Genomic DNA, 18,021 nt, shown 5'->3' with positions numbered 1-18,021 from the left:
GTGCAAGCAGTTATCGGCATAAAGCAAAAAAACTTAAGATAAATCTCAGAGAGTTAATAGGGTAAATTCAATAAGTTAGTGAGGTCAGTCACATTTTTCTAACACTTGATTATACTTAGCGTACCGACAGACAGAACCCATTGCCAAACCAATGTGGATTCTGGCTTGTTACCACACACAATAATGAAGAGGACGTTCAATATGGGTATTCTGGCCTGGATTATTTTCGGTTTGATTGCTGGTGTAATTGCAAAACTGATTATGCCTGGTAAAGATGGCGGCGGTTTCATTGTGACCTGTATTTTGGGGATCATCGGTGCGGTTGTTGGTGGATGGATTGCCACATTCCTGCATATCGGCGGCAGTGTGACGGGCTTTAATTTTCCAAGCTTCCTGGTCGCAGTGGCGGGGGCGATTATTGTGTTGATTATTTATCGCATGGTACGACGCTAACTATCCTCGTCATACTTGAAGCCGCCTCGGCGTTGGCTGCACTCACTCACCCCAGTCACTTACTCGAGTAAGCTCCTGGGGATTCCTGAGTTTGCCGCCTTGATGCAACTCCAATTATTTAGAGGATAGGTCTTAACCTATTGTGTAACGGCCCCTTTTGGGGCCGTTTTACGTTTACTGTTTTTGAGTAAAGAAATCGTTGTACAACATATAAAGGTGCGCAGCACTCCATGAGAAGTTCGGCGCGCCCTGTTGTTCGCCGTTAAGCGGGTTGTAGTTTTCGCGAATAGGGCCGTCACTCGTCAGGCCATTGGCATGAGCAAAGAATCGGTTTGCCATCTCCACCGCGTCCGCTCGATATCCGTAACGCTCCATCCCTTTCAGACCAAAGTAGAACTGATCCACCCACACGCGCCCTCGCCAGTAAATATCTGCTCCAAAGGCCGGGTTGGTGAGTGCAGCCGTCCCCAATGGCACGTAGGTATTAAACTCTTTCGGGTCTTTCATGACTTTTACCACGGCATCGGCATGGGCCTGAGTTGCCGCACCGTTAAACAGCGGCGACCAGCCCTCCGGCCCTTTGCCGCGTGCGACTAACGGTTTGCCTGCGCAACCATTTGCCAGCGGTTTATCTTCGATACGAATGTCGTAATAGAACCCGGTGATATTGTCAAACATGCAGGTGTTGATGTAATCAGCCAGTTTTTTGGCGTGCTGACTAAAGCGTTGTTCATCTTCAGACTTGCCGAGGATCTTCGCCATTTCTGCCAGATAGCTGCTGTCGCTATACATGTAGCTTGCCTGGTCCACTGACTCTTGCAGCAGTGAATAGCCGAGCAGAGTGCCATCGGGGGCGTGGTTTTCAGCAAACAGAACCTGCCAGTCTTCGCGTTTGCCGCCTTTATCCAGGTAACGTTGTAGCTGATCCGGGTCGATAAAACCGAACACGGCGGCGTCATCGCGCCCGGACTCCCACGATGCGGCAACCTGCGCAGGAATATCAATGCTGTCATATTTCCCGCTGCGCAAGACGCGGTTGTAATTATCCAGCCCCACCATTTTTTGTTCTTTATTGCCGCGTTTGACGGTAAAGATCATCTCGCCTTTGGCGGTGTTATGGGCTTTGTCGCGCGTTGCACCATATTCAGGAATCCCATTCCCGTTGTGGTCACGGTTGCGCAGCCACCAGTCGTGATAGGCCACCAAATGCGGATACATTTCTTCAAGCCAGCCTTTGTCGCCGGTGGTTTTGTACACCTCCATCACCGACCAGGCGGCAAGGCTTGGCTTGGTGTTGCGCTCGTTCCAGTTGCCACCGTCACCGCCGCGCTCCGGGCTGGTGTTATAGGCAATTAAATCCGGCACAAAACCTGCGTCCCACGGGCGAATCGGGTCATCCTTCGGGATTTGCCAGGCGAACACCGCGCGAATATTATCTTTGGCGACGTCCGGGTTAAAATGCGCCATTGCGTACGCCTGTTTCCAGGTATCCCACGGCCAGGTCTGGTTGCCTGAGAACCAGCGCCCGGTAACTGAAGGCGTCACCGAATCAAATTTCATCGCACCCGCCACGCCACGCCAGTTTCCATTGAGCGTTTCGATAGCCTTCACCGCCACGCGAGTTTGTGCCGTCGTGGCATCCGGGTTATTCAAACCCGTTTTCAAATAGCCTTCCCAGCGTTGTTCCGATGCGGTCAGATACGTTTGCGGATTATTGAGAATATCGTGAATTTTGCCCTGTTCTTTCTGCACTTCCGCCGCCGTTAACAGGTGAGAGTAGGTGGTGTAAACGGTGGTTGAGCCTTCAATATTGGCTTTGGCCACGAATCGATGTCCCTCGATCTGTGTGCGCATTGGCAAGGTTTTATGGATTTGATATTGCGACTCGCCGGAAGTCATCAGGTTGGATGGCGCTCGCACTTTGCCAAATGTCACATTCAGGCCATCCGGCGTGGCATGCAGCACACGGTTATAATCCGGGAAGGCCTGGGTAATGGTTTCAGTGGACTTTGGTTTTTGCTCCTGAAGATGATATTTCTCGAGCAATTCACCGTCCCAAACCAGCTCCAGCGGTGCGTCGGTGGTGATTTCTGTTGCCAGCAATGACGTGCGCGATGTGACAAACCGCAGCGTCATTTTTACCATGACGCCAGGGGCGGTCAGCGTCTGAATCAGAGCGCCTGGAATGCTGTACGCCTGCAGGGTAAACGCCACTTTTTGGCCGTTTTTATACACGCTCATACGGTCAAAATTATTCGCCATAAAATTGATGTATTCTTCGGTCAGCAGTGCCGGGCCGGGGAATCCCCCCATGCCTTCACTGTTGGCGGGCAGCAAATGCCCGTGCCAGGCACCGTCATCAAAGAGCGGATTAAAGCGCTGATGTTCATCAAAATCGTAATCGAGCATCGCCTGCGGTGCGCCGGTGCGGTCGATAACATTGCGGAACTGACTGGCTTGTAACGCCTGGGTATCGTGATGTGGAGCTTTGCACCCGGCAAGAACCAGCAGGGCGGCAATCGGAGCGAGACGGAAGAGGGGGTTCATGTCGTATCCTTACCAGTAAAAATATTGCATGACGAAGACCGAATTGCTGGCCTCGGTGGTGTCGTTATCAAGATAAAAACGGCTGTCCAGTGCGGTGGCGAGTTTCCCGCCAAAATACTCATACCAGATACCAAACTGTGCGTAGGATGTCGTTTGGTCATCGGCGTTATCCAGTTCGTGTTTGGCGTAACTGTATGCGGTAGAAAGGTATAAGCCTTTAGCGGGTTCAATCATGCCACTCATCATCATGCCGCTTTCGCTCCCCGGGTTATAACCATCACCTTTACCGGTGTGATGCCAGGCGCGTCCTGCAAGGTGTTTACCCTGCAAGCCAATCAGATAAAGTTGCCCGGTACCGTCTGTGACTTCCAGCCCGTTGAGCAGGGTTAAACCTTCCTGAATATCGTATTGAAGATAGCCGTTGATCATCGCCCGATAGGTGTATTTATCTGAATAGCGGTCATATTTTCCAAAATGCAGCCACGCCTTGCTTTCATCGACACGGCTTTCCGGTGCAGCAGTGACACTGTAACGTAATTTACCCGTCAGGTTTTGCAACTTGGCGGCGTAGGTTAAATCGCGGGTGTTTGGGATGACGTAGCCGTATTCCGGCGTGAAGTCGCCCCACCATTGCAGATCGTCCAGCGACGAATCGTTACGCCCACTTAAAATCAATTCGGTGCCTTTGTCGGTGCGGTAGCCGCCATAAAAACGGTTGATACCGCCTTCAAAACCGCCCCAGCTATGGTCGGGAACCCACGCGTTGCCTTGATGGTCAGCTTGCACCGTCCAGCCTTCGCCATACAACAACCCGAACCAGTTACCGTGTTTGACTTCAAGGCCGCCTTCGATGTAGGTGCCGTCACTGTATTTGTGCTTGTCGTCGCCATTGAGATAAACGCTGCCCCCTAAACCCATTTCACCATAAAAGCGAAATGTCGTTTTAGCGTTGTCTTCCGCAAGTGCAGGGGGGGGTGGAGTTTGCCGTTCAGCCGGAACAACGGCTTCGGCGGCGTGTAAACTCCCTAACGGGGCCAGCAGTAACACCAGCGGTATTGCGGATAAAATCCTTGCCATGAAAGCCATTCCTTGTCGTTTTTGCTGTTATCAGTCAGCGGAATGGTCGTTATGTTAGTTAATATTTTACTAAAAAATATACTTAGATTGATAAACCGATAACTGCGTCACAACTTCAAATTGCGACTACGCAGGTTAAACGCAGAGGTATACAGAGACTCGCGATGACATTAATCTATACCCGTCATACTTCAAGCTGCATCATTGTTGGCTACGCTCGCACACCCAGGTCACTTAGTTTACTAAGCTCCCAGGGACTCGCTCTCTTGCAGCCGCGATGCAACTCGAATTATTCTGGGTATATTGTTTTCATCGCATGATTATTAGGATGTTATGGCTACTTTGAAGGAAATCGCGCAAGCGGCTCAGGTGTCTGTCGCCACGGTTTCACGCGTGCTCAATGACGATCCCACGTTGAGCGTGAAAAGCCAGACTCGTCAGAAAATCCTCGAAGCCGCAGAACGGCTGGAATATAAAGTTCCGAGCGCAAAACGCCAGGCCAGTCAGCGCCTGACGTTCGCAGCCCTCTATACGCACGGGCAAGAGTTAGAAATTAACGATCCCTATTATCTGGCGATGCGCTATGGCATTGAAACTCAATGTGAAAAATTGGGTATCACCCTGGTATCTTGCTATGACTTTAAAGGCGACCGTGCGTTGGCGTCCGCGGATGGTTTACTGATAATTGGTAAACCTCAGCCAGCCGCTCAGGCGCTGCTCGAGCAGCAGGAACTGCCGCTGGTTTATCTTGATGGCATCACCAGCGACCCGCGCTTTGACTGCGTCAGTGTGGATTTAGCCAAAATCAGCCAGAAAGTCATCGACTACTTTATTTCCCGGGGCTATCAGCGTATCGGTTTTATTGGCGGGCGCGATGACCTTGACTATGCCGATCAACGTGAGCAGGCGTTTGTGGAATATGGTCGCCGTAAGAAAGTGGTAAAGGCAGAAGATGTCTATTTTGGCGATTTTAGTAGCCAGGCCGGCTATCAGTGTGCGCTTAAAATGCTTTCTACATCAGATGATTACCCACCGGCGCTGTTTGTAGCGACCGATTCCATCGCGATTGGCGTCTTACGTGCGCTACATGAGCACGGTGTGAAAGTACCCGAGCAAATGGCGCTGATTAGCGTCAACGATATTCCTACCGCGCGTTTTGTTTACCCGGCGCTTTCTACTGTGCGCATTCATTCTGAAACCATCGGCGCGCAGGCGGTTAACCTGCTGATGGAGCGCATTCGTGATGAACGAACCATTCCTCTTTCGGTCTTCGTTCCCAGTTCGTTACAGTTGCGCGACACCACCACTCCATCTGAATAAAATCAATAACTAACAGAAAATCGTCCTGATCCTGGTGAAAACGACCAGGGCGATTTATTGTGATCCCCTCGTCATTTAGTAAACTTTAATTTTTAGTTTTAGTAAATATTTACTATTGTTGGCCCAGACACACGTAAAGAGGATGTAAGCGTGAAGAACTGGGAAAACATAGATAAACAATCTGAGAACCGACTGCCAGCTCGCGCCTGGTTCCATAGCTACAAAAGCGTTGAACAGGCCAAAGAACTTAACCGCGCTTCAAGCCAGGGGTTTATGTTGCTCAGTGGCAAGTGGGCCTTTAACTACTTCGATCACCCTGAAAAAGTCCCCGCTGAATTTTACCGTGAGCCGATGAAAACCTGGGGCGAAATCACCGTTCCGGGGATGTGGCAAATGGAAGGCCACGGCAATCTGCAATATACCGACGAAGGATATCCCTTCCCGATTGATGTCCCGCACGTCCCGACCAACAACCCTACCGGGGCATATCAGCGCGAATTCACGCTGCCAGCCGACTGGCTGCAACGCCAAATCATCATCAAATTCGATGGTGTAGAAACCTATTTTGAAGTTTATCTGAATGGTCACTATGTCGGGTTCAGCAAAGGTAGCCGCCTGAGTGCCGAGTTTGACCTCAGCCCTTATGCCCACGCAGGCGCAAATTTACTGAGCGTGCGGGTGATGCAATGGGCCGATTCCACCTATATCGAAGATCAGGATATGTGGTGGATGGCGGGAATCTTCCGCGACGTTTATCTGATAGGTCAGCCACTCGTTCACTTGCAAGACTTCACCGTTGCCACTGAGTTTGATGAAAACTACTGTGATGCCGAACTTCAGATCTCTTGCGTGCTACACAACAATACCGCGACGGCGGCAGGCTATCAGCTTCACGCGCAACTTTTTGACGGCGAGAAATGCGTGGCGCAGCAAAACCACGCTGCGCTGACCGTGCAGCGTGAAGCGTCATGCCAGTTTGTCATGCCCGTCCAACAGCCAAAACAGTGGAACGCCGAACATCCCAATCTCTATTTGTTGCTGTTAACCCTGCGCGATCCCCAGGGCGACATTGTCGAAGTGGTGCCGCAGCAGGTTGGGTTCCGCGATATTAAAGTCCGCGATGGCCTGTTTTATGTAAACGGTCGCTACCTGAAATTACATGGCGTAAACCGCCACGATCACGACCACAAAAAAGGGCGCGCCGTGGATATGGCGCGTGTTGAGCGCGACATCATTCTGATGAAGCAGCACAACATTAACTCCGTTCGCACCGCCCATTATCCGAACGACCCGCGTTTTTACGCGCTATGCGACCAGTACGGTCTATTTGTGATGGCGGAAACTGACCTCGAAAGCCATGGTTTTGCCAACGTCGGCAACATCAGCCGGATTACCGACGACCCTGCGTGGGAGCACGCTTATGTCGAACGTATTGAACGCCACGTTCAGGCGCAGAAAAACCATCCGTCGATCATCATCTGGTCATTGGGTAACGAGTCGGGTTACGGCTGTAATATTCGTGCCATGGCGGCGCGCTGCAAGCAACTCGACCCCACGCGTCTGGTGCATTACGAAGAAGACCGCGATGCCGAAGTGGTGGACGTGATCAGCACCATGTATTCCCGTGTTTCTATGATGAATGCCTTCGGTGAATATCCGCATCCAAAACCGCGCATTATCTGCGAATACGCCCATGCGATGGGCAACGGGCCGGGCGGACTGGCGCAATATCAGGCGGTGTTTAACCAGCATAAATCTTTGCAAGGGCATTACATCTGGGAGTGGTGCGACCACGGTTTACTGGTGCATGACGAACAAGGTCGCGAGCGTTACCAGTACGGTGGCGATTATGGCGATTACCCGAACAACTATAACTTCTGCATGGATGGTCTGATTTACCCCGATCAGCGTCCTGGGCCGGGTTTGCGCGAATACAAACAAGTGCTTTGCCCGGTGAACATTCTTGAGACTGCGCAGGCCGACGTTTTGCAGGTGGAAAACCGCTACTGGTATAGCACGCTGGGTGATATTGAATTCCGTGTGGCTTATCAGGTTGACGGCAAAATCCTCGCGCAACAAACGCTGGCACTGCCGCATTTGCTGCCGGGCGAGTCCGAAGCGTTACCGCTCACGCCGCCAGAATTGCCGGCGGGTGAAGTGTTCATCAACGTTGAAATCGTGAAACGCAGCGCTACACCTTACAGCGAAGCGATGCATCCGCTCGGTCATTTCCAGGTTTTACGCCAGCCAGCGGCAGAACGTGAACCGCTGCCGGTGGAGAAATCCGACGCACTTCAAAGTGAAACCCTGCAACATCAACAGGTGATTCGCGGCCAGGGCTTTTCTCTGACTTTCTGCCGCCTGAGCGGCGAGCTGACATCATGGTTAGTCGACGGCGAAGAAATTGTTGGGCGTGCTCCGCATCTGACTTTCTTTAAGCCGACGATTGATAACCATAAGCAGGAATTTGAAGGGTTGTGGCAGCCGTATCACGTACATCTGATGCAGCATAACTTCCGCGAAATGCGCCACTTCTCTCAGGGTGATGATCAGGTGATTGAAATTGACAGCACCATTGCACCGCCGGTGTTTGATTTCGGTATGCGCTGCACTTATCAGTGGCGAATTACACCTTCAGGCCACGTCACGCTGAATTTATCCGGCCAGCCGTATGGCAACTATCAGGCCATTATTCCCAAAATAGGTCTCGATTTTGGCATCAGCAAACGCTTTAAGCAGGTGGAATATTACGGACGCGGGCCGGGTGAAAACTATGCCGATAGCTGCCAGAGCAACCTGATTGGTCGTTATCGCCAGCCCGTTGAAAGCCTGTTTGAAAACTACCCGTTCCCGCAAGACAACGGTAATCGACAAGACGTGCGCTGGCTGAGCGTGGAAGATGAAAAGGGCAACGGAATTTTCATTCAGCCGCGCAGGCCGATTAACTTCAGCCTCTGGCCGTATAGCGCAGAAATGCTGCAACAGGCGCAACACATCAACGAACTGGAAGCGAGTGATTACCTGACGCTCAACCTTGACGACCAAATCCTCGGCCTGGGTTCCAACTCCTGGGGTTCCGAAGTGCTGGACTCGTTCCGGGTGTATCTCAAAACATTCGAATACGGTTTCACTATGGTGCCATTCCGTAAATCACAAACCGATTGCGCACATTCCTGATGAGGCAAGCAACATGATTATTTTAAATACCTTAGATGAATTTAAGAGCGTTTATCGGGCGGGCAAAAAATGGCAACGCTGTATCGAGGCTATCAATAACCTTAATAACATTAAGCCAAATGTTTTTTATTCGATTGGTGACTCGCTGGTTTATCGCCTTGCCGAAGGTAATGCACACAACGGGGAATTATTTGAAGGCAACCGCCGCTATTTCGATGTGCATTATTACCTTAGCGGGCACGAGTCCATTGAGGTTGCGGATAAAAGCGCCTTGACGCCTGAGATGGCTTATCGCGATGAAAGTGACCGCGAGTTTTTCAGCGGGCAGGGCGTGCGGCATGAACTCAAGGCTGGCAACGTCATCATCTGTGAAAACCACCAGGCACACCGGTTCTCGCAGGGTAAAGACGTCAAGAAAGTGATCTTAAAAGTCACCGTTGAGGAAACGTATTTCTTAAACAAATAAGGTGCGGACGTAACACAAATGTCGGATGGCGCTTGCGCTAATCCGACCTACGAAAAGCACTAATTAAAGTATCCTACACAATGTGGAGTTCTCATGGCTTCAACAAACAGAAACACGATTGGCAAGTTCGGATTATTAGCCATGACGTTTGCGGCGGTATTTAGCTTCAACAACGTTATTAATAATAATATCCAACTCGGCATTGCCTCCGCGCCGGTTTTCCTGGTGGCAACGCTGATTTACTTTATTCCATTCTGTTTAATTATTGCGGAATTTGTCTCACTCAACCGTAATTCAGAAGCAGGCGTTTATGCATGGGTAAAAAGTGCACTCGGTGGACGCTGGGCGTTTATCACCGCTTACACTTACTGGTTTGTGAACCTGTTTTTCTTCACGGCATTATTGCCAAGGGTTATTGCTTACGCGTCCTATGCGTTCCTCGGTTATGACTATATTTTCACGCCATTAACCACGGCCATAATTTCTATCTGCCTGTTTGCTTTCTCGACCTGGATTTCTAACCATGGCGCGAAATTGCTTGGGCCGATGACATCAGTCACTTCCACATTGATGTTATTGCTAACTTTCTCTTACATCGTTCTGGCGGGTGCGGCAGTTATCGGCGGAGTGGAACCGGCAGACCCTATTAACGTTGAGGCGATTACGCCGCAGTTTAGCTGGGCATTCTTAGGGATTATCGCGTGGATATTCCAGGCTGCGGGTGGTGCTGAATCCGTGGCGGTTTACGTTAACGACGTCAAAGGTGGCAGCAAGGCATTTGTTAAAGTCATTATCCTGTCGGGCTTATTTATTGGCGGCCTGTATACCATTTCCTCCTTGCTGATTAACGTCTTTGTGCATAAAGCTGATCTGCACTACACCGGCGGTACGGTGCAGGTGTTTGAGGGGCTGGCGCGTCATTTCGGCTTGCCAACCACGGTGATGAATCGCTTCGTCGGGATTGTTTCCTTTACTGCGATGTTTGGCTCGTTGCTGATGTGGACGGCGGCGCCGGTGAAAATCTTCTTTACCGAAATCCCTAAAGGTATTTTTGGTGAGAAAACCGTGCGCCTGAACCAGCATGGCGTGCCAACGCGCGCGGCCTGGATTCAGTTCTTAATCGTGATTCCATTGATGCTTATCCCAACCGTAGGCTCCGGTAGCGTGCAGGAATTGATGAACACGTTGATTAACATGACCGCTGCGGCTTCCATGTTGCCACCGCTGTTTATCATGCTGGCGTACCTGAACTTGCGCCTGAAGTACGACGAAGTGAATCGTGACTTCCGCATGGGGTCGCGGATGCAAGGTATTGCCATTGTCAGCGTGCTGATTGTCATTTTCACCGTCGGGTTTATCGCTTCGACCTTCCCAACCGGGGCGAGCATCATGACTATCGTGTTTTATAACGTGGGCGGGCTGGTGATCTTCCTCGGCTACGCGTGGTGGAAATACAATAAATACGAGAAGACGCTGGATAAAGCCGGGCGTTATGAAGCGGATACACCGCTGGCGAAGATTGCGCTGGAGCAGCAGGGCGGCGCAAAGACGGAAGTGAATATTGCCAGAAGTGTGAATTTGTAGAAGGTCAAATAAATGGCGGATGACGCTGCGCTTATCCGCCCTACAACACCGTGCCGTAGGTCGGATAAGCGCAGCGTCATCCGACACCCGATTTACCGATTAAAAATCATATCCCACGGTCGCAATTACAGAGCGCTCGGCCCCCCAGTAGCAGTAACCCGTTCCATAACAGCCCGCAACGTAATCACGGCCCGTCAGGTTGGTGGCATTCACCTGCACGAACGCCCCTTTCAGCGAAGGAGTCCACGCGCCCATATCTGCACGAACCATCGCATCCATCAATGTGGCAGAAGGAACGCGCAGGGTGTTTTCGTTATCCGCCCATTGCTTGCCGATATAACGCACGCCCGCGCCGACACTAATACCAAAATCTGCCTTGAACATACCCCACAGGCTGGCCATCTGGTCAGGCGTCACATATGGCGTGTTGCCATCGTTACCGTCAATCGCATCTTTGAAGCGCACTTTATTGTAAGTGTACCCGGCGATGGTTGAGAAACGCTGCGTCCACTGGGAATGCGCTTCCAGTTCAACACCTTGCGAGTGAACTTTGCCCGCAGGTTCGTAGTAGCTGCCCTGCACGACACGGTTGCCGACATCTTTCTGCGTCAGATCATACAGCGCCACGGTATACATATCCGCGGTGCCCACTGGCTGATATTTCACCCCCGCTTCGTACTGCTCGGCAGTGGTAGGTTTCAGCAATTTGCCATCGGCGCCCGGCAGAACCTGCGGGGTAATCGCCTGGCTGTAACTGATATACGGCGAAACACCGTTGGTGAAGGCATAGAGTAATGATGCCCGGCCACTGAAATGGTCATCGGTACGGTTATCCGTTACGTCGCTATCAATAGCTTGCGCCACAATATGGCTCTTCGTCACGATATGGTCGTAACGACCAGACAGCGTCATATGCCACTGATTCCACTTCATATCATCCTGCAAATAAACGCCGGTCTGTTCGTACTGACGCTTGCCTGCTTTGGTCAGCAAACCCTGGTTGATGGTGGAATAAGTCGGGTCACGTGGGTCGTAATAGTAGAAACCGCCAGGGCCGCCGGACTCGCCGGTCCATGGGTTGATATTGGTGGTATAAGCGGAATCATCAGACAGGTTATTGGTGTATTTATGGAACTCACCGCCGAGCACCACTTTATGATCCAGCTCGCCAGTGGCGAAATCTGCTTCCAGCTGGTTATCAATGGCATAAGCATCAAGAGATGAGGTTTCGCCGCTGTAGTAACGCATCAGTTCGTTATGCTGCGCATCAGCCCAGCCAATTTGATAAGCCTGTTTCAGCCCAACGTTGGAATGGGTGTAACTGGCGTTTGAGCGGAATGCCCACACCTCATCGAATTTATGCGCAAACTCATAGCTGTAAATCTGCTGGTGACGTTTGAACTCGTCATTACCCGGCTCGACGTCAGAGAAGCCGGTGTTGATTTTGCGGCCTGTCGAAGAATAAATACTGCCGTCTGCCGGAACAGAACCGTGGAAACCGCCTGAAGGATCTTTTTCCAGATACGCACGCATCACCAGCGAAGTATTTTCGTCCGGCTGCCAGAGCAGGGACGGGGAGATGGCGTAGCGTTCATCACGGGTATTTTCATATTGGGTATCGGTATTTTTGGTCATCCCGATAATGCGATACGCCCATTCGTCGTTGATCGCATTGGTGTAATCAAACGCAGTGCCGTTGGTGCTGTTATTGCCGTACATCGCGCGAACGTGGCCTTCTTCGATAAACTGCGGTCGCTTCGAGGTTTCCATCACCAGGCCGCCAGGAATAGTCTGTCCGTAAAGCGCAGAAGAAGGCCCTTTGATAACATCAATGCGTTCGAGGAACCACGGGTCAACCTGAACCACGTTGTAGCTGCCGGCGTCGCTCATCAGGCGCAGGCCATCAAGGAAAATGTTATTCACATCACCGCCGTGGAAACCGCGCAGGGCAACGGTGTCATAACGTGTTGCGCCACCCGCAAAGCCGGTGAACACGCCAGGCGTGTAATTCAGTGCGCTGTTAACCGATAACGCGCCCTGGTCGTCCATTTGCTGACGCGTAATCACTGAAACCGACTGAGCGGTGGTGATGATTGGCTCATCAGTTTTGGTCGCACCTTTGCTCACCGGCGAGGTATAGCCTTCCGTCGCGCTGGTGGAAGTAGGCGCAGGTGCTGCGGTCACGACGACGGTATCTTCCGCCACGACGTAAGTCGGCGCAGACAAAGCAAGCGCGCAGAGTAAAGCGGAGCGCTTTACGGTAAATGCCAGTTTCATGAAGTGTAATCCCTGAAGCCAAAATGTAATTGCTTGTAATAATGGAATGCGAATTATTATCGTTATTGTTTGCGGTTTCAAGTGCAGATATTGGCAGGGAGGAAATGAAAGACCATGAAAAGAAAGGGGAATGGGGAGGGGGGAGAGTCCTCACTCCTTTGACCTATCTCTTATACGTAACGTTGAGGGAAGGTTCCTACCGATACGGAGAAAGTTCCGTTCACTAAACGTTCAGTGATATCTGTACTCACCGAACCGATGAACGTGCTAAGGGTGCTACCGCTGTACTGAACCCCAGATCCTGGATCTTTGTATCCAGTATCTTGAGGTTCAAACCATGAAATATCCTGTCTCAGTCCGGCTGTCTGCCGTTCAGTATTATCTTTCCCGAAAAGGGACACTCAATGAAACAGCCCTTTTGTTTGGTGTCGGAAAATCGCCCCTGGGTCGATGGATCCGTGCATTCAGGCAGCAAGGCGAAGCCGGGCTGGAGCACCGACTTTCCCGCACTTATACTCAGGACTTCAGGCTCGGGGTTATTCGCTACATGATGAAACACAAATGCAGCAGTGCCGAAGCTTCTGCGCACTTCGCCATTCCTAATGAAACGCTCATCCAGCAATGGTTGAAGCGTTACCGTGAAGGAGGGGCGGAGGCGCTTCATCCTGTTAAAAAAGGAGTCTCTGTGCCCAAAGCAAAATCCCCTCCTGGCTCAAAACCCTTCTGTGAGATGACCCACGCTGAACTGCAGGAAGAGCTCGAATATCTGCGTGCGGAAAACGCTTATCTAAAAAAGCTGAAAGCCCTGAGAGAGGAAAATGCCCTCAGGGAGCAGCAGAAAAAACAAAAATAGTGCAGTCACTGTTACCCGCGCACCGGCTTGTTTTTCTGCTCCGTGCAGCCCGACTGGCGCGGAGTTCGTACTATTACAATGCCACGAAGCCTGCAGCGGAAACCGACAGATATGCTGGTATTGTGCGGGCTATCATGGCCATTAATGTGCGTCATATGGGGCGCTACGGTTACCGGCGTATGACGCTGGCGTTGAGAAAAGAAGGTTTTACGCTGAACCATAAGACAGTCCGCAAACTCATGAAGCAGCACGGCCTGACCTGCCACATTCGCCGCAAAAAGTATCGCTCGTACATGCCCGGTGGCGGACCAGCTTCAGATAATCTGCTGGCCCGTAACTTCAAAGCGGAAAGCAGCGGCATGAAATGGTGTACAGATGTCACGGAGTTCCGGGCCGGAGAGCATAAGCTTTATCTGTCGGTTGTCCAGGATCTGTATAGCCATGAAATCGTGGCCTGGCATACGTCGCGCAGCCCGTCTCAGCGTCTGGTATGCAAAATGCTGGATGATGCACTGAAGGTGAACTACCGGAAAAAAGGACTCATACTTCACAGTGATCAGGGCTGGCATTATAAAACGCTGATGTGGCGGGCGATGCTGGCAGATGGCGGGGTAACGCAAAGCATGTCAAGGAAGGGTAATTGCCTGGATAATGCCGTAATGGAAAACTTTTTCAGTCATCTGAAAGCGGAGATGTACCACAGGAAACGATATGACTCTGTGGAAGTGCTCAAACGAGATGTTATTGATTATATTAATTATTATAACAATGAGCGTATTAGTCTGAAAACGGGTGGAGTGAGTCCGGTAGAGTACCGGACTCAGATGGAAATACAGCAATAAACTACGTGTCCAGGTTTTGGGGTTCAGTACAACCGCAGCACCCTTAGCAATCCCGGCTCCCGGCGTTTAAATCGCCGCTTTGCGGTAAACCTCCGTTTTTCCTTTCAGTCCCTGGGTCGGTTGTGACTCGCTCCCGGCGATCACAACCTCTCGCCGTTCCCGACGGCTCGACCCGGCCTTCCAGTCAAAACGGAGGCGATTTATGCCGGACTCAAAGGTCAACGTCAAAAGCTAAGGTCAAAAGCCGAATCGGTTTTGACCTTGTCCCCGGTATAAATTGCCCCGGCGTTACCCATAAGTAGGGTTGAGCTGCCGGGAGCAGCGAAAGTGAGCGATCGCCGGGAGCGAGTCGCGAACGACCCTGAACGTTGGGGATAAGCTGGGGTTTACCGCGGAGCGGCAATTTAATGTCCGGGCGCCAGGATTGCCAAGGATAGGGCGTTCTCTCCTTGGCACGTTCACCGTTAACAACGGATGCAGAGATAACCAGACGTTCGGGTGAACGGAAAAACACCACAACTTCCAGATCTCACCCTGACAAAATTGCCAGGGTGAGGGCAGGAGGAAAACTACTGCGTGGTTGCCGGAGCGGGCTTCGTCGCCTCAGTCACCGGCCCAGGCGTTGCCGAAGGCAATTTGTCTGGCGTCGAATCACACGGCTTTTCAGTGCCGCATAGCAAATCGAGCATTTTTAGCGTCACACCGTTAGTCCAGCCGAAACCATCTTGTAACGGATATTCGCCGCCACCGCCGCCCGTACCGGTAGAAGAGACATCATATTTCTCCACCAGTTTTTTCTCCCGGTTGTAGGTATGCTGCACGTTTGTCAGGAACCGCCAGCTCACTTCCATGGCTAAATCCTGGTGCCCGTAGTTTTGCAAACCTTCGGTTGCTACCCATTGCAGCGGTGCCCAGCCATTTGGCGCATCCCATTGCTGGCCAGTTTTCAGGTTGGTGGTGGCAAGGCCGCCAGCTTTCAGTAACTGCGCCCGGGTAATGGTTGCCATTTTGTCGGCGTGTTCTTTCGATGCTGAATGTACATACAGCGGGAATAGCGACGCGGCAGTCAGCTGTGAACGAACTGCGTTAGTTTTCAGGTCATAATCCGCGTACCAGCCTTGTTTCGTATTCCACAGATGCTTTTCCATGGCTTTCTGGCGAGCATCAGCCAGTTGCTGATATTGTGCTGCGGCATTGCCGTCTTTCGCCACACTGCTGGCGTGAGCAAGCGTTTTTTCCATCTGGAATAACAGCGCATTCAAATCGACCGGCACAATCGAGGTGGTGCGAATCGAGCCCAGTTGTTCCGGGTTATCCATCCAGCGCGAGCTGAAATCCCAACCGGACGCGGCGGCAGCACGCAAATCACGGTAGATTTCCGTCGCCGGGCGATTCGGGTTGTTTTTCGCCGTCGTCACATCGTCGAGATACGATTCAGTACGCGGTGTATCGCGGTCATCCCAGTAACGGTTTAGCACCGAACCATCTTTGAGTTTCACCACTCGCAGGTTCTGCGCACCAGGTTCCAGCGCATCGCTGCCCTGCATCCAGTAGGCGTACTCTTTTTTCAACTGCGGCAGGTAAGTGGTGTACGTGTCATCGCCATTGTGGCTGGCGAGCAGTTTGACCATAAAGGCGAAGAACGGCGGTTGCGAACGGCTCAGATAATAGCTGCGGTTGCCGTTGGGAATATGTCCCCAGGCGTCAATTTCATGGGCGAAGTTATCGACCATATCCTGCACTTTGTCCCAGTGGCCGCTTTCCGCAAGCCCAAGCATCGTAAAGTAGCTGTCCCAATAATAGACTTCACGAAAACGCCCACCCGGAACCACATACGGCTTCGGCAGCGGCAGCAAAGAATCCCATTTGCTTGCGCTATCTGTGGTGCGCGTCAGCACTGGCCACAGGCTATCAATATGTTCACGCAACGACTGGCCTTCTGGCGGAACATATTTTTCACCTTCTTTCGGCAGCACAAAATTCACATTCACAAAGTGGCGTAAATCGAAGCCCGACTGGTTTCGTTGCATCCGGTAATCGGCGAGGATCATCAGCGGATCGTTTTTCGGCACCGCATCGGCAAAGGTCTTCTGGTCAGGGAACAGCTTTGCTGTCTGGACATCGGTAAACAATGGGCCAAGCAGAACATCAGGCGGTTGCGGCAGGGGTTGTACACTCTCATCGGCTGTTGCTGGCAGGGTAAAACTCACGAAGGCACAACCGATAGCTATTTGAATCGCAATAAATAAAGTGCGAGGACGGCGCAAAACAGGAATCGTCATTTATTTTTCTCCTTGTCAGGTTCGCGTGAAATTTTCGCGATCAACCCTATGAAAACCTTAGACGATTTTCCGGGCTGTGGAAGGAGAGAAGTCGCAACTTGCAACAAAGCAGATAATTTACCTGTACACGCCTGCTTGCCAGCTAGTGATGCGCAGTGAGGGGGAGAAGACTAATTTGCCCTGGTTGCAGAGGGCGCATAACCAAATTTTTTCTTAAACGCTTTACTGAAATGGAATGAGTCAAAGAAATTGAGCAGATCCGCGACCTGGTTCACGCTGTAACTCCCCTGACGTAGCAGCGAAAGCGCCAATTCCAGGCGCGCATCGAGGTAATACTCTTTTGGCCCTTTTCCGGTGTATTTCAGGAATAACCGCCGCAAGTATTGTTCACTGCACTGCATCCACTCCGCCATTTGCGTGACCGTCCAACGCTGCTGGATATCGGTGTGAATGAGCGAGAGCAATTTTTCAATTTGAATCAGCTGTTTATCTTTGGTGCCCGTTTGCACTATCAGGCAAACCCATTGATAAATTAATTTAGTGATAAATGCCACGGCGAGGTTTTTATTTAATGAAATCTCGCTACAGATTAATTCTGTAACTTCGACTAATTCTTTATTAAAAATGTCGCCATTATAAATAATGGCCTGCTGGGATAATGGAATTTCCATCGCGCCGGTAGGGATAAACTCCATCCAGTACTGTTCCCAAATTAACCCCTCGCAGTGGTAAGACTTTATATCGGTGGGTTTTAGGAATATGACGCAGTTGCCATTCAACGTAATGTGTGAATTGTCCTTCAGAAATATCCTTCCACTGCCCTGAAGGGTATAGACCGCCACCCATGAGTTTTCAATCAACGGTTTCTTTTTGTCTCTTGGCCAGACAACCTGGTAATTCTCATCAGCCAGTGTGTGCCATAGAGAGATAAGTGATATCCCGCTTGAGATCACATTTTCATCAATAACCAACGGGATATTGTAAGTTGTTTCGTTTTTTACATCCCAGAGGTGTGTTTTTCCATTCATTTAACTTCCCCTCCAGGGTTTCATGATGATAACGCGTGCCAGAAATTTAACAGATTCTGACTGCACCGCGAAAAATCTATATCTTAAACAGCCTATGACCTGACACAAGCGTAAT

11 protein-coding genes are annotated in these 18,021 nt (G+C 51.1%); 6 read left to right on the top strand and 5 right to left on the bottom strand.

Features of this window, described 5'->3' with window-relative positions:
• Positions 1-201 precede the first annotated feature (201 nt).
• Entirely contained in the window at positions 202-453 is a 252-nt protein-coding gene (locus tag AC0IWZ_RS11240; RefSeq protein WP_034495894.1) for a GlsB/YeaQ/YmgE family stress response membrane protein, read from the top strand.
• A gap of 174 nt (positions 454-627) precedes the next feature.
• Here the strand turns inward: AC0IWZ_RS11240 and ygjK are convergent, their stop codons facing one another.
• Positions 628-3,000 carry an alpha-glucosidase gene (gene ygjK / locus AC0IWZ_RS11235; protein ID WP_471680501.1) on the bottom strand — a complete coding sequence of 791 codons (2,373 nt, stop codon included), beginning with the start codon at positions 2,998-3,000 and terminating at the stop codon, positions 628-630.
• Positions 3,001-3,009: 9 nt separating this feature from the next.
• Positions 3,010-4,077: a protein YgjJ gene (gene ygjJ, locus AC0IWZ_RS11230; protein ID WP_471677307.1), complete on the bottom strand. Its 1,068-nt coding sequence runs from the start codon at positions 4,075-4,077 to the stop codon at positions 3,010-3,012.
• A 333-nt stretch (positions 4,078-4,410) separates the two neighbouring features.
• Here ygjJ and ebgR point away from each other — a divergent pair, with 333 nt between their 5' ends.
• The 4 genes from ebgR (at position 4,411) to AC0IWZ_RS11210 (ending at position 10,624) form a co-directional block, all read left to right on the top strand.
• Positions 4,411-5,397 carry a transcriptional regulator EbgR gene (gene ebgR, locus AC0IWZ_RS11225; protein WP_471677308.1) on the top strand — a complete coding sequence of 329 codons (987 nt, stop codon included), beginning with the start codon at positions 4,411-4,413 and terminating at the stop codon, positions 5,395-5,397.
• 150 nt (positions 5,398-5,547) lie between these two features.
• A complete protein-coding gene (gene ebgA, locus AC0IWZ_RS11220; RefSeq protein WP_471677309.1) occupies positions 5,548-8,574 on the top strand; it encodes a beta-galactosidase subunit alpha in 3,027 nt (1,008 codons plus the stop codon).
• Between the two features lie 13 nt (positions 8,575-8,587).
• The gene (locus AC0IWZ_RS11215) at positions 8,588-9,040 is read left to right on the top strand and encodes a beta-galactosidase subunit beta (RefSeq protein WP_471677310.1); all 453 of its coding nucleotides are present in this window, start codon (positions 8,588-8,590) and stop codon (positions 9,038-9,040) included.
• Positions 9,041-9,133: 93 nt separating this feature from the next.
• Complete coding sequence (locus AC0IWZ_RS11210) at positions 9,134-10,624, top strand: amino acid permease (RefSeq protein ID WP_471677311.1); 1,491 nt, start codon at positions 9,134-9,136, stop codon at positions 10,622-10,624.
• Positions 10,625-10,723: 99 nt separating this feature from the next.
• Here the strand turns inward: AC0IWZ_RS11210 and AC0IWZ_RS11205 are convergent, their stop codons facing one another.
• On the bottom strand, positions 10,724-12,901 hold the full coding sequence (locus tag AC0IWZ_RS11205; protein ID WP_471677312.1) for a TonB-dependent siderophore receptor: 2,178 nt from the start codon (positions 12,899-12,901) through the stop codon (positions 10,724-10,726).
• 337 nt (positions 12,902-13,238) lie between these two features.
• On the opposite strand from AC0IWZ_RS11205, the gene AC0IWZ_RS11200 reads away from it, so the two are divergent.
• Positions 13,239-14,596, top strand: a protein-coding gene (locus tag AC0IWZ_RS11200; RefSeq protein ID WP_471677313.1) for an IS3 family transposase whose coding sequence is annotated in 2 segments (ribosomal slippage) — positions 13,239-13,689 and positions 13,689-14,596 — 1,359 coding nt in all. Because the reading frame shifts where the segments join, the coding sequence is not laid out codon by codon here.
• Positions 14,597-15,165: 569 nt separating this feature from the next.
• On the opposite strand, the gene AC0IWZ_RS11195 is transcribed toward AC0IWZ_RS11200, so the two are convergent.
• Together AC0IWZ_RS11195 and AC0IWZ_RS11190 are read right to left on the bottom strand one after the other, a co-directional pair.
• Positions 15,166-16,878 (bottom strand): alpha,alpha-trehalase, encoded by a 1,713-nt coding sequence (locus tag AC0IWZ_RS11195; protein ID WP_471677314.1) that lies wholly within the window; start codon positions 16,876-16,878, stop codon positions 15,166-15,168.
• Between the two features lie 170 nt (positions 16,879-17,048).
• Positions 17,049-17,906, bottom strand: a complete 858-nt coding sequence (locus tag AC0IWZ_RS11190) for a helix-turn-helix transcriptional regulator (RefSeq protein WP_471677315.1) — start codon at positions 17,904-17,906, stop codon at positions 17,049-17,051.
• Positions 17,907-18,021: the final 115 nt, after the last annotated feature.

The sequence above is a fragment of the Buttiauxella sp. AC142 genome, from assembly GCF_979253435.1.
This window is presented reverse-complemented; position numbering and strand designations above follow the sequence as displayed.